This window comes from Pseudoalteromonas sp. BMB (assembly GCF_001709235.1).
GTDB classification, from domain to species: Bacteria; Pseudomonadota; Gammaproteobacteria; order Enterobacterales; family Alteromonadaceae; genus Pseudoalteromonas; species Pseudoalteromonas maricaloris.
The window spans coordinates 79,636-101,317 of record NZ_MBQA01000158.1; the positions used below are offsets into that span (position 1 = coordinate 79,636).

Annotated in this window: 16 protein-coding genes; 6 read left to right on the forward strand and 10 right to left on the reverse strand. The window is 43.1% G+C overall.

Annotation, left to right across the window (positions count from 1 at the left end):
- Positions 1 to 34: 34 nt before the first annotated feature.
- Positions 35 to 1,186, reverse strand: coding sequence for a response regulator (locus tag BB427_RS10160; RefSeq protein ID WP_010376770.1), 1,152 nt, complete (start codon positions 1,184 to 1,186; stop codon positions 35 to 37).
- Positions 1,187 to 1,312: 126 nt separating this feature from the next.
- On the reverse strand, positions 1,313 to 3,352 hold the full coding sequence (gene prlC, locus BB427_RS10165) for an oligopeptidase A (protein ID WP_069020601.1): 2,040 nt from the start codon (positions 3,350 to 3,352) through the stop codon (positions 1,313 to 1,315).
- Between the two features lie 192 nt (positions 3,353 to 3,544).
- Between prlC and gorA the strand changes: the two genes are divergently transcribed.
- Positions 3,545 to 4,903, forward strand: coding sequence for a glutathione-disulfide reductase (gorA, locus tag BB427_RS10170; RefSeq protein WP_069020602.1), 1,359 nt, complete (start codon positions 3,545 to 3,547; stop codon positions 4,901 to 4,903).
- A 132-nt stretch (positions 4,904 to 5,035) separates the two neighbouring features.
- Here the strand turns inward: gorA and BB427_RS10175 are convergent, their stop codons facing one another.
- The 5 genes from BB427_RS10175 to BB427_RS10190 all read right to left on the reverse strand — a co-directional run bounded on the left by BB427_RS10175 (position 5,036) and on the right by BB427_RS10190 (position 9,279).
- Complete coding sequence (locus BB427_RS10175; protein ID WP_069020603.1) at positions 5,036 to 5,713, reverse strand: tetratricopeptide repeat protein; 678 nt, start codon at positions 5,711 to 5,713, stop codon at positions 5,036 to 5,038.
- A gap of 165 nt (positions 5,714 to 5,878) precedes the next feature.
- Positions 5,879 to 6,055 (reverse strand): hypothetical protein, encoded by a 177-nt coding sequence (locus BB427_RS24460; protein WP_175401268.1) that lies wholly within the window; start codon positions 6,053 to 6,055, stop codon positions 5,879 to 5,881.
- Positions 6,056 to 6,214: 159 nt separating this feature from the next.
- Positions 6,215 to 6,766, reverse strand: a complete 552-nt coding sequence (locus BB427_RS10180; RefSeq protein WP_069020604.1) for a DUF2589 domain-containing protein — start codon at positions 6,764 to 6,766, stop codon at positions 6,215 to 6,217.
- A 32-nt stretch (positions 6,767 to 6,798) separates the two neighbouring features.
- Positions 6,799 to 7,263, reverse strand: coding sequence for a DUF2589 domain-containing protein (locus BB427_RS10185; RefSeq protein ID WP_045988016.1), 465 nt, complete (start codon positions 7,261 to 7,263; stop codon positions 6,799 to 6,801).
- Between the two features lie 192 nt (positions 7,264 to 7,455).
- A complete protein-coding gene (locus tag BB427_RS10190; protein WP_069020605.1) occupies positions 7,456 to 9,279 on the reverse strand; it encodes an alpha/beta hydrolase in 1,824 nt (607 codons plus the stop codon).
- A 131-nt stretch (positions 9,280 to 9,410) separates the two neighbouring features.
- On the opposite strand from BB427_RS10190, the gene BB427_RS10195 reads away from it, so the two are divergent.
- Positions 9,411 to 11,384: a winged helix-turn-helix domain-containing protein gene (locus BB427_RS10195; RefSeq protein ID WP_069020606.1), complete on the forward strand. Its 1,974-nt coding sequence runs from the start codon at positions 9,411 to 9,413 to the stop codon at positions 11,382 to 11,384.
- Positions 11,385 to 11,440: 56 nt separating this feature from the next.
- Here BB427_RS10195 and rpmG read toward each other — a convergent pair whose 3' ends face one another.
- The 3 genes from rpmG to radC all read right to left on the reverse strand — a co-directional run bounded on the left by rpmG (position 11,441) and on the right by radC (position 12,978).
- Complete coding sequence (gene rpmG, locus BB427_RS10200) at positions 11,441 to 11,596, reverse strand: 50S ribosomal protein L33 (RefSeq protein WP_010364212.1); 156 nt, start codon at positions 11,594 to 11,596, stop codon at positions 11,441 to 11,443.
- Between the two features lie 11 nt (positions 11,597 to 11,607).
- Positions 11,608 to 11,844: a 50S ribosomal protein L28 gene (rpmB, locus tag BB427_RS10205; protein ID WP_010376746.1), complete on the reverse strand. Its 237-nt coding sequence runs from the start codon at positions 11,842 to 11,844 to the stop codon at positions 11,608 to 11,610.
- Between the two features lie 459 nt (positions 11,845 to 12,303).
- Complete coding sequence (gene radC, locus BB427_RS10210; protein WP_069020607.1) at positions 12,304 to 12,978, reverse strand: RadC family protein; 675 nt, start codon at positions 12,976 to 12,978, stop codon at positions 12,304 to 12,306.
- A gap of 126 nt (positions 12,979 to 13,104) precedes the next feature.
- Between radC and coaBC the strand changes: the two genes are divergently transcribed.
- The 4 genes from coaBC to BB427_RS10230 all read left to right on the forward strand — a co-directional run bounded on the left by coaBC (position 13,105) and on the right by BB427_RS10230 (position 21,103).
- Positions 13,105 to 14,301 (forward strand): bifunctional phosphopantothenoylcysteine decarboxylase/phosphopantothenate--cysteine ligase CoaBC, encoded by a 1,197-nt coding sequence (gene coaBC / locus BB427_RS10215; protein ID WP_069020608.1) that lies wholly within the window; start codon positions 13,105 to 13,107, stop codon positions 14,299 to 14,301.
- Between the two features lie 157 nt (positions 14,302 to 14,458).
- Positions 14,459 to 15,046, forward strand: a complete 588-nt coding sequence (slmA, locus tag BB427_RS10220) for a nucleoid occlusion factor SlmA (RefSeq protein ID WP_010376740.1) — start codon at positions 14,459 to 14,461, stop codon at positions 15,044 to 15,046.
- A gap of 106 nt (positions 15,047 to 15,152) precedes the next feature.
- The gene (locus BB427_RS10225) at positions 15,153 to 17,924 is read left to right on the forward strand and encodes a S9 family peptidase (protein ID WP_069020609.1); all 2,772 of its coding nucleotides are present in this window, start codon (positions 15,153 to 15,155) and stop codon (positions 17,922 to 17,924) included.
- Between the two features lie 266 nt (positions 17,925 to 18,190).
- Positions 18,191 to 21,103 carry a TonB-dependent receptor plug domain-containing protein gene (locus tag BB427_RS10230; RefSeq protein WP_069020610.1) on the forward strand — a complete coding sequence of 971 codons (2,913 nt, stop codon included), beginning with the start codon at positions 18,191 to 18,193 and terminating at the stop codon, positions 21,101 to 21,103.
- Positions 21,104 to 21,682: the final 579 nt, after the last annotated feature.

Consider the following 21,682-nt stretch of genomic DNA (forward strand, 5'->3'; position numbering starts at 1 on the left):
TTTCCCTTTCTAGTGTCTTTGATTATCCAGTGGCTTAAAACAGTTCAATATCAGCCTGCGACGCCACTTCATCCTCACCCCAAGGTTTCGCTATTTTGTTTAAACTCTCTATAAGCTGCTGGCGTACCTCAGTCACTTCTCCTAACTTATATTTAATTATGGTTAGCTCATCGCTTAAATAAGTGAAGTGCTCATAGAGTTCTTGCAACCGTTCTCTTTCACTTGGCTCTAAGACTGCAAGCTTATCGCTTTCCAGCACCGTCTGAAACTCAGCAACTTTGCCACTGTAATGATCGCCAACGCCGCTTAAATGATCGCTCAGCTCAGCAAATACCTGCCCGATATGTTCCACTTTATTGAGCGCATCTTCACTGACTTCCATGTCTCTGATTTTAGCATCAGTGGCTTCCAGTATGTGCGGAAACAAATCTTTATAGCGACCATAAACCGCAACATCATCAACAGGCATGTTTTTAATCAGTAAAGAGACTTTAGGGTAGTTAATGATAGTTCTGCGACCAAAATCAACAAAGCGACTGCCATCTTTGTGTTTCTCAAATAGCTCTTGCTCTATCGGTTGAATAGCACCTTCACTGGAATAAAACATCGCGTCTTGGTGGTACCAAAAAGCCACCGCAACATCGAGCTCCATCGGCATAAAAAACTCTAAAAAATGAGTGCTCAAAGTATTGAGGTCATGCGCGTGATACGATTGCCCAACGTAGCGCATTATACGGCCCATATCACCAGAGTCGGTCATGGCGATTTCAGCTGTGGTTTGGGCGCGCTGTACGTCTTGTTTGAGCTGCGACGAGGTTTTTCTATAGTCATCGAGGACATTAATACGCGCTAGCAATTCTTCGGCGTTAAAGGGTTTGACTATGTAGTCTGCAGCGCCGGCGTTGTAGCCCCGCATCCGCTCTGAAATATCGGCACGAGAAGACAAAAACATAACTGGGATCTCAGTGGTGTCCTCTAGTTTTTTGAGTTGCTCACATACCTCAAAGCCCGACAGTCCAGGCATCTCGACATCAAGCAAAATAATATCCGGACGATATTTTTTAGCCAACCGTAAGCCTTCCTCGCCATTTTTCGCATGTAATATTTTGCACGTACGCGATAGCGCCTCATCAACAATGTGATGGACGAGTTTGTCATCATCAATGGCAAGAACCAGTTTCGTCATGTGGCTTTCCCTATTAATTCATATCTTTATAGAATAGTCAGAGATATTGAATTTGCTAACAAAAAGTCACACTTTCTAAGACAAAAAAAACGCCTTCAGAAGAAGGCGTATAGAATGGAAAAAGTACTAGGCGGCGATCCCGCTGTGGCGTAATAGCGCATCTACTTTTGGTTCTCGACCACGGAAGCGAGTAAACAGTACCATCGGCGCTTCTGAACCACCCTTTTCAAGAATGTGATGCATAAATTCACGCCCGGTTTGCGGGTTAAATATCCCTTCTTCTTCAAACTTAGAAAACGCATCCGCAGACAACACTTCTGCCCACTTATAAGAGTAGTAACCCGCGCTATAGCCACCAGCAAAAATGTGACTAAAACTATGCTGGAAGCGATTAAATTCGGGCGCTTTAACAACTGCTGTGCGCTCACGCACCGCATTGAGCGTCGCTTGAATTTGGCAATCCGTATTCGGCTCAAAGTCAGCGTGAATATGAAAATCAAATAACGAAAACTCCAACTGACGCAGCATTTGCATGGCTGATTGGAAGTTCTTTGCCGCCAGTAACTTGTCTAACATTTCTTTTGGTAACGGTTCACCCGTTTCATAGTGCCCTGAAATGAAGTTCAGCGCTTCTTCTTCATAGCACCAGTTCTCTAAAAACTGACTTGGCAGCTCAACCGCATCCCATGCCACACCATTAATACCAGCAACTGGCGCGGCATCCACTTGCGTAAGCATGTGATGAATACCGTGACCAAACTCATGGAATAAAGTAGTTACTTCATTATGGGTAAATAGTGCAGGTTTATTGCCAACGGCTTTATTGAAGTTACACACTAAATAAGCGACAGGAGTCTGCAGCTCACCATTTGCGCGTACTTTTCGGCCCATGCAGTCATCCATCCAAGCACCACCACGCTTATGTTCACGGGCATATAGGTCGAGATAGAAATGACCACGCAACTCACCTTGATCATCGTGAATAGCAAAAAAACGTACGTCTGGATGATAAGTATCAATGTCTTTGACTTCACTCACACGGATCCCAAACAGGCGATTTACAGTTTCAAATAAACCGGCAAGTACCTTATGCTCAGGGAAGTAAGGACGCAGTGCTTCGTCAGAAATCGCATACTTAGCTTGTTTTAACTTTTCGCCATAATATGCGTAATCCCAAGGTTTTAGCTCACCTACACCGTGCTCTTTATTCGCAAAGTCTCGTAGTTCAGCCACTTCTTGCTCGGCTTGTGGTTTTGACTTAGCAGCAAGGTCATTCAAAAACGTAAATACTTGCTCTGGCGTCTCAGCCATTTTGGTTGCCAGTGATTTTTCTGCAAAACTAGAAAAGCCAAGTAACTGAGCCAATTCGTGTCTTAGCGTAAGCGCTTCATGCATAATCGCTGAGTTATCAAACTCGCCAGCATTAGGCCCTTGATCAGAAGCACGGGTTACAAACGCACGATAAGCCTCTTCACGGAGCGCTTGGCTATCTGCGTAAGTCATCACAGGAAGGTAAGAAGGAATATCTAGCGTAAATACCCAGCCCTCTAATCCTTTGGCTTCGGCAGTATGAGCGGCAAGTGCCAAGGCAGATTCCGGTAGCCCAGTTAAATCTGACTCATTAGTAATATGCTTTTGCCATGCCTGAGTGGCATCCATTACGTTGTTGCCAAACTTTGATGACAGCTCCGACAGTCGGGCTTTAATTTCACCATAGCGTTTTTGCTCAGCTGGCAGAAGCGCAATGCCAGAAAGTTGAAAATCGCGCAGTGCATTATCCACCGACGTTTGCTGAGCAATCGTTAAGTTACTAAACTCAGTTGACTCTTTTACTGCTTTATAGGCTTCATATAGCCCTTGATGTTGGCCACAGTAAGTCGAATATTCTGAGATTAATGGCAAACACTCATCATACGCTTTGCGCAGCACTTCTGAATTGACTACTGAATGCATATGCGACACCGGCGACCACATACGATTAAATTTATCATCCGCTTCTTCTAGCGGTAGTACAAAGTTGTCCCAGGTATAATTCGACTGTGCTAAAACAGTGTCGATAGTTTCACGACAGTGCGCAATGGCAGATTTTAATGCTTCAACAATATGTTCAGGCTTAATTTTCGAAAAAGGAGGCAATCCTTCTAGCCCGATTAATGGGTTACTCATGGGCACGCTCTTTATTTTCTAATCTAATATTGAGGTTGAAATAAGGGTGAATGACCGCATTTACAAGTATCTGAACAGATTTTTGCTTAATATCGGTCTTCGGTTGTGCACTTTTGCTATTTACTTAATATAAAGTAGTAGAGTTTAAAGCTGTAGGGTTTAAGCAAAACAAATAATTGGCGAGGAATTTTTATGGCTCAACATTTTGACTATATCGCAATCGGTGGCGGTAGTGGCGGGATCGCATCTGCAAACCGAGCGGCGATGCGAGGTGCCAAGGTGGCATTAATAGAAGCAAAGCACTTAGGCGGTACTTGTGTAAACGTGGGCTGCGTTCCAAAAAAAGCGATGTGGCACGGTGCTCAAGTTGCTGAAGCCATTAAACTATACGCACCAGATTATGGTTTTGATGTTGAACTAAAGAATTTCGATTGGGGTAAGCTGGTAGAAAGCCGCGAAGCCTACATTGGCCGTATTCACCAAGGTTACAACGGCTACCTAGCAAAAAATGGCGTCACCGTGATCAATGGCTTTGCTAAGTTTGTTGATAACAACACCATTGAAGTCAACGGCGAGCACTACACTGCCGATCATATCAATATTACCGTAGGTGGCCGCCCAACGATCCCTAATATTCCAGGCGCTGAGCATGGTATCGATTCAAACGGTTTCTTTGAGCTTAAAGAGCAGCCTCGCCGCGTAGCGGTTGTAGGCGCGGGTTATATCGCGGTAGAGCTTGCGGGCGTATTGCACAGCTTGGGCACAGAAACCCATCTATTTGTTCGTAAGCATGCTCCACTTCGTAATTTTGATCCTATCTTGGTTGAAACCTTAACTGAGGTAATGGAAAAAGAAGGTCCAACGCTACACACTCACGCAGTACCACAGTCAGTGACCAAAGAAGAGGATGGCTCAGTCACCTTACATCTTGAGAATGGTGAGTCTTACACCGTAGACAAACTGATCTGGGCAATTGGCCGTGAACCTATGACAGATCTTATCAACCTCGCTGCGACAGATGTAGAAACCACGCCTAGCGGCCATATTAAAGTCGACGCGTGGCAAAACACCACAGCCAAAGGTATCTACGCGCTCGGTGATATTATGGATGGTGGCATAGAGCTTACTCCTGTTGCCGTGAAAGCAGGTCGAATGCTAGCCGAGCGCCTATTCAATCCGGAATTGCCAAACGCAAAAATGGATTACGACTTAGTCCCTACCGTCGTCTTTAGCCACCCACCAATTGGCACCATTGGTCTAGCAGAGCCGGAAGCGGAAGAAAAGTACGGTAAAGACAACATCAAGGTCTATACCTCTACCTTTGCTGCAATGTACACCGCGGTCACTCAGCACCGCCAACCATGTCGCATGAAGCTTGTATGCGCAGGCCCAGAAGAAACTGTAGTGGGCTTACACGGTATCGGCTTTGCCGTAGATGAGATGGTCCAAGGATTCGCCGTCGCAATGAAGATGGGCGCAACCAAAGCAGACTTTGACTCGGTAGTCGCGATACACCCAACCGGCTCCGAGGAATTTGTTACCATGAGGTAACTTTGCGATTCCCATAACCAAAGCCACACATAACCGGCGGGCGCGAGTATCAACCTCTCGTGCTTTATCCTTTCATAAAGCTTCACTGCTAACATGCAAGCCATCACTTGTAACAAGCTGAGCTCACGTAAATTAGTACTGCGCGTTTTGGGAAAGGCTATCCTTTACCCTTGAGATGAACTTATCAGACAGCTGCTTGGCTTGCTGTTTTTCAGCTGATGACATTGTGAACACTTTTTCAATACTTTGGATGATCCGTTTCGTATCGTCAAAGCCAAATGACTCTGCGGTTTGTGCCCAAGCATAACCTTCTATTTTGTTTGGCTTGTCTATACCTTGCCCCATTGTGCACATAAGAGATACATCAGCCATTGCATTGACATGTCCAAGCATGGCTGCGCGACTCATCCATTGAAATGCTTTAGTAAAGCTTTGTTCGATATTTTGCCCTTGATAATAAAGCCTCGCTAACGAAAAAGCGGCATTACTGTGCTGTTGCTCAGCGGCCTTTTCAAACCATCTTGCAGCAAGCGGTACATCTTGTTCTACCCCTGCGCCATTGCTAAAACAAACACCTAAGTTGAATTGTGCTTTGCTATGCCCTTGTTTTGCGGCTTTATGCCACCAATCATAAGCATCTTCATATTTATCTTCTTCGTTTGACTCAGCAATTAATACGCCTAGCATGTACTGAGCATCAGCGTGCTTCTTACGTGCAGCCTTAAAAAATAGGTCAAATGCTTTTTCGCACCCAGGTGCAACTTTATCAGCCGCTATCCCCTGCTCATAATATGTTTGAACATCTAACATATAATTACCTTACTATAACGCCATTAACTCTTTAATATAACCTACGGTTTGGATAATAAATGAGCTTGCTCATTGCTTTAAAAAACACATGACACTGCTCCCTTATCTAGCCAAAGCGTTTTAGCGCTAGAAAGGCATTCATTATCCAAAGTTCAATGAATTTACCTAACTTACAAGAACAAACGGTATCAACACAGCCAGCAAAGCACTAACAATCAAACTCACAATCGCAAGGCGTATTTTTGCTTTTTTCTTGCGTGCACGTATTTGCTGTTGCCAATAATCATCACCAAACAGGTCATAGATACGCTTGTTATCGTCTTCTGAAAAATGAAAGTTCATCGCCTTTTAGCCTTAATTTCTATGCTCATCCCCAACTTGGTATAGGGTTTAATGGACTCTTCAAACGAGACCGGCTCAGAGACAAGTGCTGCACCACCTTTGGCCTTTCCAAATAGTTTTAATAACCAGTTTTTAACAGTGAGCACTTGAAACCACCTGTTAGGGTTGAGACTGAGCGCTGATGCTGATCGGCTCAACAGCACTTGCAAGTAAGTCCATTAATTTACTCATACCTTCTTGAGGTTGCTGCTGGGTCGCAACTACGGTAACGTCATACTTGGCAGTATTGTCTGTACTTCGCGTATTTTCTCGGTTTGTAGATACCTTACCCGATACATTGACTGGTGACCAAAATGACTTATAGTCAACGCTAGTGTCGGTCTTCGTCGAAGATTTACTCTCTGTATGCGCTTTGACTTCCATACTAAAGTTAATCTTTACTGATTCAATCAGTAGCGCAGGAATAGGTACTAATCCCAATAAAGGCGCTTGCACTTTGACCGTTTCTTTTGTCAGTTGTCCTGAACCATTATCAACCGGTCGTTCAAGATCAAAATCTAGTGTTCTGGTTTTATTATCTTTGAAGCCTATAGAACCAATGAAGCTCAACATTGTTTGGGCAAGGTTATACTGTGCGGTACAAGCCGCTGCAAGTGGACCACCAATTAAGTCTTCCATTGGTAGGCCTCTAAACTGATCACTAACTGACATATTCGTCTCCTTATATGATGATCATGATTGGGTTAAGGGATTTGCTTAAGAATATGTTCGTTGATTTTGATAAGTCCCTCAGGCGGATCTTGGCCTTCAAGTGTGATCTTAATTTTGGCGTTATTCTTCTTGGAACCTATGCCACCACCAGATAATGTGGTCATTTGCAGCTGCTTAGTCTCTTTTTTACCAGACTTGTCATTAGGATCACTTTCGAGTGATGAGATATACGCATCAAATTCAACGGTTACTTCCTTTAGCTTTAAAGAGTTTGTAGGGACTAAATTAAGTAGAGGGACGTTTATTTCTGTAAATGAATTGGGTTCTTCAGCACTTGGAATTTTTACCGTCTTAGTTACAGCCTCGAGTGCACCGCTATCAGTCTGTCTAAAATAACGCGCTAACGTACTCAAATGTTGTGTTTCAAGCTTATTTCGTACTGCAATAACTGCATTACCAATCGCTTGAACAAGATCGTCAAAAGAATGCGAAGCCACGGCCTTTATCCTTATTACCTTACTGACGTTTTAATTTAACAGCTTTTATAACCTTTAAGAATTACAAAGCATTACAGTTAATTACACATCATATAGTGATACGAAAAAGTCCAAATAAGGATATTTGGGCTTTGGGGGAAGTGACGATAAACGTCAACTAGTAGGGATTAGCGCTGGGCGCTATGTCAGATGTTATCGGTTAGACAGCTCAGTCAATGCCTGCTTAATAAGCTCAGGATGGGTAAATGGGATCAGATGCTCAGTTGAGGCTATTGGTAAGTATTGCCCACCACTGGCTTCAGCAACATCTTGCGACCATTTTCTCCCCTCTGCCTCCCATTTAATGAGATTGGCTTTCGCTTCTTCAGAGTCTGCATTTGCAATATCTAGTTTTTCAAACTCACTGTCTATCACTGAAATTGGAATGCTGCTGTCTGGCTGCCAGTTTCTTACTAACTCCAAGTCGTCATGGTAGTTCATCATCTCGTGTACTCGAGTAAGTTGAGCTGCAACACTATGGCGGGTTTGCATGATGTGATTGAAATATTGCCAATCCATGTAGTCTGCAAACTCGCTTCCTTCAAGTAGTGTTTCAATATGCGCCTGCTCTTCAGCTATTTTGCCATTCATCTTTTCTTGCCAATTACCTGCAGCAACATGATCAATCAAGTCTTGTCCGTATTGACGATAAACATCAACTGGATAACCTTGATACTGAGCAATAGAATGTGGCAGTAAAATATCTGGGTCTAACCACAACATGCTGGCTATCTTTTGCTTAAATTCCTGTGATTTTTGCATCGCAATTAGCGGCACTGAATTACTATTTGCGTAACTCAACAAATGCACATCACTGAGATTAAGCTTTTCAAATAGTATAGGGAGGTCGTGTGCAAATTTATTCATGGAAGGCGCGTCATCAACACTACTTAATCCCTGCCCTAGCCTATCAATGACGTAAACATTAAAACTCTCTGCCAAGTAAGGCTGTAGTAACGCGAACCAAGCACTGTCACTATGAAAATGCATATTCGCGCCCGAGAGCATGACCACAGTTGGTTTATCAGCGTGCTGTTTTAATTGCCGTACATGGTAATAATCGTTATTTACTGCGATAAGATCAGAACCTTGGGGCAGCGCATAACGACTTGTCGATTCAAAAAATGTCATTATCGATTCGGTGGTTTGGACAGGTGGTAAATTCCAGCTATGATGAGCCCCGCCTACACTAATTAGCTGGGTTTGAATATTGCGATTAGGATAGTGAGTTAACGTCACGCCTTCCGCTATTTCTTCATCAACAGATAAAGCAGCCTCATAGTTTAGATTAGCAATAATTTTAATCGCTTGAGGTGACGAGAGTAGCCCAAAATTTGCGTGACTTTTGCCATTATAAGGCAATACTGAGTCTGCTTTACCGTGCATAATTCGGTAGTTTGTAGGTGTCGAAAAATTACAGCTATCACCTAATTGGTAGGACATAGGTGCTGCAACCGTTACTATCGCATTAAACGTCTCCGAACGGTTACATAATAGGTTTTGTACAAATAACCCGCCTTGAGAAAAGCCGGTCGCGTAAATTTCACCGTCAATGACATCATATTTGGCTTTTATTTCTGCAATCATCTGATCAACAAAGCCTAAGTCATCTACACCTAAACGATGTGCCTTGTTACAACCACAGCCTTCATTCCACTCTTCATTTTTTGATTTGGGATAAACGACGATATAATCATCGTTTTGCTCATGTAGCTTAGTTAAACCTGCCATACCGTAAGCAGTCCCTCCAGAACCATGAAAAGCCAACATCAGCTTGTACGCTTTATGTGGCTTTTCAATCGGCTTCATATAATAGTAACGCTCATTGAGTTGATGGACCTCAAAACCATTTTCGGGCTTTAACACTCCATCGTCATTGCCTGACGCCTTTTTGCTGTCGCTACTGCTGCCACAACCCGCGGCTAAAGCTGCGAGTGTTAAACCTAACGCCTGTTTTAAAAACATTCGACTTGTCATGTTGGCCATTCCTATTTTATTGTTTTCATGTACTCTAAATACTTTGAAAAAGGGCGCGACGAATTCACATGAAATCGTTGTGAGGAATTCCTTACCAATAAATATAAACAATATAATCAAAGGGATAATAAATGCGCTATGAGATTGCAGCCATTCGGTTTGATACGGTTAATCGAACGCTGACGAGTAGCACAGACTCCATCAGACTTGAGCCTAAGCCATACTTATTGCTACAAACCTTAATTGCAGCAAATGGTAATGTTGTTTCGCGCGATAAGCTCATTGCAGAAGTGTGGCGAGGTCGCGTAGTCACAGAAAGCGCAATCAATAAAGCCGTGTCGACGTTGCGCCAGTATATGAATAAATTAGATGGTAAAACTGAGTATATAGAGACTATCCCTACCCTTGGATACCGACTGATTCCCGCGGTCACAAGTCATACTCCGGCAACAATAAATAAGACCAGCTCCCAGATCGCGCCACTTTTAGGTGTTTCTCTACTTATTACCAGCGTATGTGCATTTATTGCCTATCAGTTCATGCAGCCAGCGCACAATAACGAACCACTCCTACCACAAAAATTAACGGGCCAGAGCGGTATTGAGCTGCAGTTAAGTAGCGCGCCAAAATATAAAAGCTTTAGTTACCTGCATCCTACCGACACTCAGCAGTCGGAGCTGTGGCTCAATCACAACGAGCAACATAGAAAGCTGTTTTCAGGCAACATCAGCGCACAAGCCTTAAGCTCAGACGCCAAACACATCGCCTATATTGACGATGATAATGGCTGTACCGTGAAACAGTTTGATATCACGCAGGCACAGCACACTACGCTATTTTATTGCCAGCCTATCGAAAACATTAAACTAATATGGGGCGCAAATCCGCACGAAATCATTTATCGAAAACGCACAAATATACATAGTGGATACGGCCTTTACCGTTTCGATTCGAATACAAAGCAACATATTCAGCTAACGCTTCCTCCAATCTCAGGAAACCTTAGAGGCGATCATCTATTTAGTTTATCCACAACTAAAGACCAACTCGCCGCCGCACGCTATCTTGGAGAAGATAAGCACGAACTGACGGTGTACGATTACCCAAGCATGTCAGTAAAGAACACCGTTAAGTTACCTTATAATCTCACGGCACTAACTTGGTCTGCTAGCGGGCAATCTATTTACTTTAGCGCAGGTAGTAGCGTTTATCGCGCTGATATAAAATCGAGCAAAGTAGAACTGCTTCACAAGCTCACAGCACCAATCGAAAGCCTAGTATTACAAGATAGCAATGAGACCCTGCTCTTTAACCAATATAAGTTAACTAGCCTAATTCACCTTTTCGACGTATCGGAGCAAACCTTTTCACCACTCGTTGATAATCAGGCATTGAATCGCTTACCTCGCGCAAATCAAATGCCGCGAGTTTGGTATATTTCGGATCACGGCGCGCATTCCGCTTTATGGTCTATCGACACTGAAACACAACAACACACTCAAGTTGACTTGCCTCACATATTTAATTTTCAGCGCTTTCAACTTAACCACGATGCCTCAACAATACTGTATGAATATCAAGACGCTATTTACCAGTTTGCTATCAACAGCCAAAAAACAACACAACTAATAGGTTCTGAGCTTAAGCCTTACGTTGCCAATTACAGCCAAGATAACAACGAAATCATTTACAGCAGTGAACGCTCTGGTAGTTGGCAGTTATGGTCTCTAAATCTAATAACAAACCAACATCAGCAACTTACAACACAAGGTGGCTACAGCGGCTACAAGCTTAATAATGTGTTGTACTTTACCAAGTTTACACAACCCGGAATTTGGCAACTGGAAGACGGGCTAGAGTCTGTAGTTGTGACGGATGTACCAGTGAGAAATTGGTTGAATTGGCGACTCAGAGATAATGCGCTTTACTATGAAAGAGACAAAAGTATTTGGCGATTTGACCTGAAGACTAAACAAGAAAAGTTGTATTTCACCCCGCCACAACGATTTATTGGACAGTTTGATATATTGCAAAATGGCGATGTGATTTTCAGTGAGCTGAAGCAACCAAGTGGTGAGCTTTGGCAATTAACCGTGAAAAATTAAAGTACAAAAACAAAAAACCCAGCCGAGGCTGGGTTTTTATTGATTCTTGAAACGAATTACTTGATTTTCGCTTCTTTGAAGATCACGTGTTTACGAACCTTAGGGTCGAACTTTTTGATCTCCATTTTTTCAGGCATGTTACGCTTGTTCTTGTCGGTAGTGTAGAAATAACCAGTACCAGCAGTTGAAACTAAACGGATCTTATCACGCATGATTCAGCTCCTTAAACTTTTTCGCCGCGAGCACGGATATCTACTAATACCGCGTCGATGCCTTTTTTATCGATAATACGCATACCTTTAGTAGTAGTGCGTAGAGAAACGAAACGCTTTTCGCTTTCAACCCAAAAACGGTGTGTTTGTAGGTTAGGTAGGAAGCGACGCTTAGTAGCGTTGCGCGCGTGCGAACGGTGGTTACCAACCACTGGGCGCTTACCTGTAACTTGACAGACTTTAGACATGTCTATGTATCTCCAATAACTTCGCTCGAGCTTAATTTTCCCTTAAAGGCCTTTTAACTGCGTGCCCTAGGTAAAATCAAAGGGCGCTCTTTATACAGTATCTACAGGCAGAGATCAAGGATCTGATCCTACTGAAATCAGCTCATGGGTAAATTTGATAGCGGCCAATTATAATGATCCGAAGCCCACTAGGAAAGTAAAAACTGCATTTAAATTGAACTAATTTATAAAATTTATACAAATATGCTGATTTAACGAGCAAATTTCTTTTTTGGCCCTTTGTCGATGGTGATTTTGACTGTCTAATTTTCGTGCTTATGCGTATATTTAGGCAGCAACACTCCACCAGCTACCTCACACTTCGAGTAAAAGTTGAGTGTTCAAGCTCCATTCCACTTTGCTCAGTTCGAAAGGACAGCTTGAGAAAGCAAAACCCACCTGATAAAACAGCAACTCAGCTTAAATCAGTCCTCGTTCGGCAAACGAAATACAATGACTTCCGGCAACGATTAAATGGTCAAGTACATTAATATCAACTAGTGCCAAGCCTTGCTGCAATTTTTTCGTAATGAGTTTATCCGCTTCGCTGGGCTCTGCCACGCCCGATGGATGGTTATGGGCAAAAATCACAGCTGCACTATGGTATTTGAGTGCCGCCTTTACTACTTCTCTTGGATAAACCGAAGCTGCGTTAATTGTGCCGTGAAACAACACTTCATCTTTTATCAGACGATTTTGGTTGTCTAGATATAGCACCATAAACACTTCATGCCCAAGCCCCCGTAGTTGAGCACTCAAATAGTCACGTACCGCTGTCGGGTTTTGAAATACCGTTTCTCTTAAGCACTCTTCTTTTAGATAACGCCGGCTTAGCTCCAAAACGGCCTGTAACTGAGTATATTTGGCAACGCCTAAGCCTTTTAACGCTGAAAACTCTTCTAACGAGGCATTGAATAAACGCTGTAAAGTTTGTTGTTCTTGCAACAAGGATTCTGCAAGCTCTATGGCATTGAACCCTTTAATCCCAGTGCGTAAAAAGATAGCCAATAATTCGGCATTGGATAACGCCTCAGGGCCTTGCTCAATTAACTTTTCTCTCGGCCGTGCGGATTTGGGTAAGGCTGATATTTGCATAATTTTTCCTTTTATGTGTTTGCCTCCATGGCATCCAAAGTGTAGCTACCAAAAAGTGAGAATTCAAAAATTATCACCGACTGTGATATCTTTAGTTTATTGATACTGTGATCGTATAAAACAAACATGCAAAGAAATAAACGCCTCTTACTTGGGATCAGCGGTGGTATCGCTGCTTACAAATGCGCAGAACTTGTTCGCCGCCTAAAAGAACAGCAAATAGATGTCAAAGTGGTGATGACTGAATCTGCTAAGCACTTTATCACGCCACTGACAATGCAGGCGGTCTCTGGTGAAATCGTTTCTGACTCTTTGCTTGACCCACAAGCAGAAGCATCAATGGGCCATATCGAATTTGCAAAATGGGCAGACCTAGTGCTGGTTGCTCCAGCGACCTCGAATATCCTCGCCAAAATGGCGGCGGGTATTGCAGATGATTTACTGACCACATTACTGCTCGCAACGCCCGCGCCTGTCGCCGTAGCGCCGGCAATGAATCAACAGATGTATGCGCACCTATCGACTCAAGCAAACCTCAATACATTAGCTTCACGCCATATCCAAATTTGGGGACCTGGTAAAGGCGAGCAAGCCTGCGGAGATGTAGGCGCAGGACGCATGCTTGAACCCCATGAGTTGGTGCAACTATGTTTAGCTGCACTTCGCCCTACTGAGCAAGTATTAGCAGGAAAAACGGTAACTATCACCGCAGGACCGACGCGCGAAGCATTAGATCCGGTGCGTTTTATTACTAACCACAGTTCAGGAAAAATGGGCTTTAGCCTTGCTGAGGCGGCAAAGGCTTTGGGTGCAAGCGTAAATCTGATCGCAGGCCCAGTTTCACTGAATACCCCCACTGGAATTACTCGAATTGATGTAGAAAGTGCTGAGCAGATGCAACAAGCTGCACTCGAGTATGCCGTACAATCGGATATTTTTATCGGCTGCGCTGCGGTCGCTGATTACCGTGCAGCCACTGTTGCCGAGCAAAAGATTAAAAAGCAAGGCGATGAAATCACACTTACACTGGTCAAAAACCCCGATATTATCGCCACTGTCGCAGCACTAAAACAGTCTCGTCCTTATACCGTTGGCTTTGCCGCTGAAACGCAGAATGTCGCCGAATATGCGCAAGGAAAATTGGTAAATAAAGGGTTGGATATGATCTGTGCGAATGATGTGTCGGATAGCACAGGTGGTTTTAATTCTGATAACAACACATTGACCCTATATTGGAAAAAAGACCGACTTGAACTCCCTCATTCTAGCAAAAAAGAGTTAGCACTCACTGTCATGCAAGCTATTGCCGAAAAGATAAAATAACCTTCATGTAAAAGACTGGAAAGAAACTGAATAAAACATTAACATGATACCCCGATAACGTGTAAACGAGTCGGGGTTTGCACTTCTGCGCATCACTCTCTGTGCTTAATAAACCCGGCAAAAACAATATAACAATTAGAAAAATAAGGGAAATTTCATGCCAGCGACAAAACGTAGTAATCGCAAAGAGCAAATTCTTCAATCACTCGCACAAATGCTGGAAACCAGCCCGGGACAGCGTATCACCACAGCTAAACTCGCTGCTGAGGTCGGGGTTTCAGAAGCTGCGCTTTATCGCCACTTCCCAAGTAAAGCGAGAATGTTTGAGGGGCTTATTGAGTTCATCGAAGATACGTTGCTGTCACGCATTAATTTAATCCTAGAAAACGAAAAAGAAACTCGTAACCGGATCTACAACATTCTTACTCTACTCCTAGCGTTTGCAGAGAAAAACCCTGGGATCACGCGTATTTTAACGGGTGATGCACTACAAGGTGAGCAAGAACGCTTACGTGAACGAGTACAAAGCTTATTTGAAAAGCTTGAGACACAATTCAAACAAGTATTAAGAGAGCGTAAATTGAGAGAAGGTAAGGCGTTCACGAGTGAAGAAAGTGTTCTGGCTAACCTATTCTTAGCTTTTGTTGAGGGTAAGATGAACCAGTTTGTCAGAAGTGACTTTAAAGCAAAACCAACCGCGCAATTCGATAAACAGTGGGTTGAGCTTGAGAAAATCTGGCTTTAAGCACCTGCGGCTAGCCGCTTAAATACATCCGCACACCGCAGAGCATTTTAGTTTCACCGTTAAAAGTGATAAAAACATCATAAATACATACTAAAATGCTCTAAATATGACTCTAAAACTCTCTCTCTTAAGCGCAGCACTTTTTAGTGTAAGCAGCTTAGCAGCTAAACCCAGTCTTGAATTTAAAGATGTTTTTGATTTTCGTTACCCTCAGGGTACGGTGATCTCCGAACAAGGCACATTCCTCGGCCTAAGTGCAAAGCCTTACCGTGGTGACAGCGAAGGCCAAGTGTATTCTCTCAATAATAAAGCACTGATTGCATCGGTTCCCCGTGGCACGAATCCAGTTATCAATAAAGGCGGTCAATGGGTTGGCTTTACCCAACGCCCTACCCTACTTGAAAAAGAAACGGCAGATAAAAAGAAGAAAAAAACACTAAAAAACAATTTAGTGTTGGTGAATACCACAACTAAGGCCCAGCAAACCTTTAGCTCGGTTAAAGATTATCAACTTTCAGATGATGGCCTATGGCTGGTGTACCGTGAGGATGCAAAAAAAGGCGACAACAAATCAGACGCAAAAGCGAATACAGATGAACAAACTGATGAACTCAAAATCAGTGCAGATAAAGGCGACGAAACCTTAACGCTTGTAGTGCTGAATCTTTCTAACAATGAAAGTACTCGCTATGACGACATCGCAGCATATAAAGTAGCACCAAATAGTAACGCGATACTGGTCAATCAGCGCAGTGAAGATGGCAGTAAAAACCGTGTGGCCGTTATTGACTTAGCAAGCAATCAAATCACAAGTCTTATTGATGAGCCCGGTGTAACTTTAGGAGACATTGCTTGGCAACCCAATTCTCAACATGTCGCTTTTTATTTAGGTAATTATGTCAACGATGACAAGCGCCGCCGCGACTACCAACTCAAATTATGGTCTCCAACAAGCAATAAAATAACCGACATCCACAACCCAAGCGATTGGTTTTCAGGCAAGACAGCATCAATCAAATGGTCTGAAGATGGCTCACGACTGTTTTTTGAAAATCGTCCACAGCTTGAAGAAAAAGCCAAAGTGCTTAAATACACAGATGAAAGCTCACTTTTTGATTACGATACCATTCGCCAGCAAAAAGGCTTAAAGGTTTGGCATAATGCCGATCCTGAAATCAAAACTCGAGAAATAAAAACATGGAATGAAAGCCGTCGAGATCAACATTATCAAGCGGTTTATCATATTAATGGCGAGCGTGTAGTACAGCTTGAAAACCTTCAGGTGCCTGCTATTTCACTGCACACAAACGCAAATTTTGTGCTGGGCAGCGACGATACTCCCTACCTAAAGCAAATTATGTCCAAGGGCTTTTATCGCGACTACTACAGCGTTGATATCAGCAGTGGTGATAAACAACTCATTGTTAAAGAAAGTTCAAATCGCCCTACCGTCGCACCTGATGGTAAACATGCGGCCTATTTCGACGGTGAACAAGTCTGGTTGAAATCGTTATCCACTCAACAGCTTACCCCGGTAAGCAAAGCGGTTAAAAACGCACTGTTTGCTGATGATAAACATGATAAACCAGAACCAAACGAAGGGTTTGGATTTGCTGGTTGGCAGCTCGATGGTTCGACGCTCTACGCCTACAGTAAATATGATATTTGGGCATTTGATACCAAAACGGCAAAAGCAACTCGACTAACTGACGGCTATAAGACCCAAACGCAATACCGTATTGAGTATAAAGATAAGGACAAACTAGGTTTTAACCCGGACGATACCTTACTGTTAAGTGCGCACAACCTCGAAAATAAACAAACGCATATTGCAACGCTTTCCCTACAAGATAACAAGTTGCAAACTGTTTTGTCTGGCGAAGCTAAATATGGTGTAGTGAGAAAAGCCAAAGAGGCGGACACTTATATTTTCACAAGACAGTCTTATCAAGAATTTCCTGATTATTGGGTCTCAGATAGCAGCTTTAATAACCCGACAAAACTCACAGATTTAAATCCGCAGCAGCAGACATTTGCTTGGGGCCAAAAACCTGAACTTGTGAAGTACAAAGGCTACGATGGCGAAGATCTTCAAGGCGTGTTAATCAAACCTGCTGATTATAAAGCCGGTGATAAAGTGCCAGTGGTGATTTACTTTTACCGCTATATGAGCCAGCGCATGTATGACTTCCCGAAAATGGAGTTAAATCACAGACCAAACCTGCCAATGTATACCTCAAACGGTTATGCGATATTCTTGCCTGATATTCGTTTTGAAATCGGCCACCCAGGGCGCTCTTCAACACAAACCATGATCAATGCAGCACAAGCGCTGATTGATACAGGTGTTGCGGATCCGGATAAAATTGGCTTACAAGGCCACTCTTGGGCTGGTTACCAAAGTGCATTTATGATCACACAGACAGATATGTTTAAAGCGGTTGTGTCTGGCGCGCCAGTATCCAATATGACCTCTGCGTTCAGTGGGATCCGTTTAGAATCAGGTCTTGCAAGACAGTTCCAATACGAAACAGGCCAAAGCCGCATCGGTAAACCGCTAACAGAAGCACCTGAATTATATATAGAAAACTCTCCAGTGTTTTACGCAGATAAAGTAAACACGCCGATTTTGATCATGTTTGGTGATAACGACGGAGCAGTGCCTTGGCAAGAAGGTATTCAATATTATTTAGCCTTAAGAAGACATGATAAAGACGCCATTTTCTTACAATACGAAGGTGAACCACACCATCTGAAAAAGCTGCCAAATCAGCTAGATTATTCAATTCGTATGAAAGAATACTTTGATTACCACCTGAAAGGATTACCGGCAGCAGAGTGGATTCAATCCGGTGAAGCATTTATCACTGAAGAGTAAGCAACGCCAAAGGTATTAATCATCAAGGACACTATCGCGGTGTCCTTTTTTTAGCAACAAATTACTCATCCCTTTGTTTTACTTTTATCTAGAAATGTTTTGTTTCAACTTTCATCCGTATAATTTTGTTATAAAAAAGCTCATATCTCCATTACATTTGACAGTTTTACAAACGAACCATTGAACTTTCAGTAGATGCGTTGTAAGTTCTATGTTGCAGGAACATTTTCCTACTCTGCTAATAAATAAATAAATAAGGAAATAAGATGAAACTTTCTAACCTATCAGCAACGATCAGGCTATCTCTACTGGCTTGTTCAACGCTGACTGCAGGCGTATCAGGTATCGCCCACGCTGAAGAAACAGATGCCAACGCTACTAATAGCGTAGAACGAATTGAGGTTACTGGTACTCGTATCAAGCGAGCAGCCATGACCGGTGCGAGCCCTGTAACAAGTGTTACGGCCGAAGACATTAAAGTTGCAGGTATTACTAGGGTAGAAGATCTACTCAACGATATGCCTGCAATCTTTGCTGACCAAACTTCAGGCCAAGCAAATGGAGCTACAGGTACCGCAACAGTAAACCTTCGTAACTTAGGCACAGAACGTACATTGGTACTCGTTAATGGACGTCGCTTGCCTTCTGGTTCTCCTGTTGCTGGTGGTATCGGTGCTGACCTTAACCAAATCCCAGCTGCCTTGGTAGAACGTGTAGATGTTCTTACCGGTGGTTCGTCAGCAACATACGGCTCTGACGCTGTTGCTGGTGTTGTAAACTTTATCATGAAAGACGACTTTGAAGGCTTCCAAGTTGAGTATCAAGGTAGTGTTTATCAACATGATAACGACCACAAAGACATGCAACGAGCACTAAAAGATAGAGGCTTCCCGGTACCTGACGGAAGTCAATGGGATGGTGACACCCATGATATCTCTCTGACTTTTGGTGCAAACTCTGCAGACGGCCGTGCTAACATCACAGGTTACGCGACTTGGCGTGATATCGAAGAAGTGACACAGGATAACCGTGACTACAGTGCCTGTGCTATGAATATCGATGCCACAGGTAAACGTGTCTGTGGTGGTTCAGGAACAATTCCTGATGGCCGTATTACCGATTTCGATACCTATGACTACAAAGTAGCTGGTACCGATTTCGTTCCTACAGCTGGAACTGTTTATAACTATGGCCCACTTAACTATTTCCAACGTCCAGACAAACGTAAGACATTTGGCTTGCTAGGTCACTATGACTTTAACGACAGCCATACGTTTTATGCTGAGTTTAACTACATGGACAACCGCACAGTAGCTCAGATCGCACCTTCAGGTTCTTTCTTCAACCAAGTTGATATTAGCTGTGATAACCCGCTACTTTCAGCTTCACAAAGAAATACGCTTTGTGGACCTGGTGGTGTTGCAGTTGATGGTGTTGTAGAAGGTGCTTTCATCGGCAAACGTAATGTTGAAGGTGGCCCTCGTCAAGACGACATTCGCCATACCTCAACTCGTTTTGTCCTAGGTGTTCGCGGTGAAATCGATGACAACTGGACTTATGATGCGTATATGAACTTTGGTAACGTATCATATGCTCAGACTTACCAAAACGACATGTCTACCACCAGAATCATTCGTTCATTACAAGCAACAACAGATGATGACGGCAACGTGGTATGTAAGTCAGTTGTAGATGGTAGCGATCCAACTTGTATTCCTTGGAATATTTTCGATCCGTCGAAAATCACTCAAGAGCAAATCGACTACCTAACTATGCCTCTATTTGCTCGTGGTGACACGAGAACAAAACAAATTAGTGGTTATGTTACTGGTGACCTTACTGAGTACGGTGTTGTAGTACCTGGTACTTCCACTGGTGTGGGCGTGGTATTTGGTCTTGAGCACAGAAAAGAGTCGCTAGACTTCAATCCAGATCAAGGCTTCCAGTCAGGTGACGGTGCAGGCCAAGGTGGTCCAGTTCTTGGTGTAAGTGGTGAGTTTGACGTTAATGAATTCTTTACTGAATTCAACGTGCCTTTAGTTGAAGACTCAGCTTTTGCTGATTATATAACATTAGAGTTAGCGTACCGCTATTCTGATTATTCAACAGATAAGACAACCAACACTTATAAAGGTGCGTTTGATATCCGCGTTAATGACCAACTTGGTTTGAGAACAAGCTTCCAACGTGCAGTACGTGCAGGTAACGTGCGTGACCTATTTAGATCTGCTGGACAAGGTTTGTTTAACTGGGAAGATCCATGTGGTGGTGACAACCCAACTCTAACTGTTGAACAGTGTGCTAGAACAGGTCTTGATCCATCTAAATATGGTTCAAACGCACTGATCAACCCAGCAGGTCAATACAACAGTATCACTGGTGGTAACCCAGACCTAGAGCCTGAGAAGTCAGATACTATCTCGTTTGGTATTCTATTATCTCCTGAAGCCATTGAAGGTTTAGACATTGCGATTGACTACTTCGACATTACTGTTGAAGACGCAATTCAAGCAATTCCTGAAGCGACAATCTTCAATCAGTGTGCGATTAACGGTAACGACGAGTTCTGTGGACTGATTAACCGTGGTCCAACTGGTTCATTGTGGCTAGGCCAAGATTCTATCACTGCAATCGATAGAAACATTGGTAGTGTAGATACAAGCGGTATCGATTTTGATGCATCTTACCGTTATAACCTACCTGATGATATGGGTCTTTTACGCTTCAAGCTAATCGGTACATGGCTAGATAAGTTTGCAACGCAAAACTTACCAGGTGGTGATATTGACGATTGTGCTGGTCGTTGGGATAGAGCGGTATGTGAATACCCAGTTCCTGACTTTAAGTCAAACTTCTCAACAACTTGGGTAACACCTTGGGATGCAAACGTTACAGCAACCTATCGTTATGTAAGTGAAGTGAAGGAATTCGCACGAAATGACGACGGTCAAGTAATCGATGGACCAGTTCCAATGACTGCGCGTGACTACGTTGATATTGCGGTAACATGGAATGCTTCTGATAACCTGCAATTCCGCGGTGGTGTAAATAATATCTTTGATAATACTGCTCCACTAGTACCAAATGGTCCTGCAGGCCCAGCAAATGGTAACACTTACCCTGGTTTCTATGATTCTTTGGGTCGCTATATCTTCGCTGGTTTCACATTTAGACTGTAGTCTAAAGCCCGCAAGATTTAGTCGTAATAATGAGCCCCCGCAAGTTTAAAGCTGCGGGGGCTTTTTTAGTTTAACGTCACTCTCATACCACTGCTTAATCATGATGCCTAGAAGGCGAATATCTGTTATCTACTCACCTGACATCAAAGCCTTTTTAATAAGGTGAGCTATTTTTGAGGTTAGAAAGTCTTATCGCTTGCTCCGCACCCAGCTAACAGCAAGGCACCTAGTTGTTCTAAAAAGAAGTTTTTAACGCAGCTAGCGTCAGATTTTCCTCTCACATCGAGTGGGTATTAAGGCTATTTGGTATTAAAACATGAGATACCATGCACACAATAATATCTGTCACCGCTAACGTTCATAGACCGTAATCACAATTAAATAACCTGGGCTTCGGATAATTAATGCCTTTCTAGCAGCCAGTTTTAGCGCTAACTGCGTTGAATTCACTTCCAATAGCCAGCTATTGGTGCATAAATTCGCCTTGTTATCCCTAAAACTGTCTGGCTAGATAATGGGATAATTTAATGTGTTATTAAAAACAATGAGTTAGCTCATTCCCTGTCTCTTATACACATC

Bases quoted from the DNA above. Each gene is read 5' to 3' on its own strand.
- BB427_RS10160 (WP_010376770.1), bottom strand. From the start codon at position 1,186: ATGACGAAACTGGTTCTTGCCATTGATGATGACAAACTCGTCCATCAC.
- prlC (WP_069020601.1), bottom strand. From the start codon at position 3,352: ATGAGTAACCCATTAATCGGGCTAGAAGGATTGCCTCCTTTTTCGAAA.
- gorA (WP_069020602.1), top strand. From the start codon at position 3,545: ATGGCTCAACATTTTGACTATATCGCAATCGGTGGCGGTAGTGGCGGG.
- BB427_RS10175 (WP_069020603.1), bottom strand. From the start codon at position 5,713: ATGTTAGATGTTCAAACATATTATGAGCAGGGGATAGCGGCTGATAAA.
- BB427_RS24460 (WP_175401268.1), bottom strand. From the start codon at position 6,055: ATGAACTTTCATTTTTCAGAAGACGATAACAAGCGTATCTATGACCTG.
- BB427_RS10180 (WP_069020604.1), bottom strand. From the start codon at position 6,766: ATGTCAGTTAGTGATCAGTTTAGAGGCCTACCAATGGAAGACTTAATT.
- BB427_RS10190 (WP_069020605.1), bottom strand. From the start codon at position 9,279: ATGACAAGTCGAATGTTTTTAAAACAGGCGTTAGGTTTAACACTCGCA.
- BB427_RS10195 (WP_069020606.1), top strand. From the start codon at position 9,411: ATGCGCTATGAGATTGCAGCCATTCGGTTTGATACGGTTAATCGAACG.
- rpmG (WP_010364212.1), bottom strand. From the start codon at position 11,596: ATGCGTGATAAGATCCGTTTAGTTTCAACTGCTGGTACTGGTTATTTC.
- rpmB (WP_010376746.1), bottom strand. From the start codon at position 11,844: ATGTCTAAAGTCTGTCAAGTTACAGGTAAGCGCCCAGTGGTTGGTAAC.
- radC (WP_069020607.1), bottom strand. From the start codon at position 12,978: ATGCAAATATCAGCCTTACCCAAATCCGCACGGCCGAGAGAAAAGTTA.
- coaBC (WP_069020608.1), top strand. From the start codon at position 13,105: ATGCAAAGAAATAAACGCCTCTTACTTGGGATCAGCGGTGGTATCGCT.
- slmA (WP_010376740.1), top strand. From the start codon at position 14,459: ATGCCAGCGACAAAACGTAGTAATCGCAAAGAGCAAATTCTTCAATCA.
- BB427_RS10225 (WP_069020609.1), top strand. From the start codon at position 15,153: ATGACTCTAAAACTCTCTCTCTTAAGCGCAGCACTTTTTAGTGTAAGC.
- BB427_RS10230 (WP_069020610.1), top strand. From the start codon at position 18,191: ATGAAACTTTCTAACCTATCAGCAACGATCAGGCTATCTCTACTGGCT.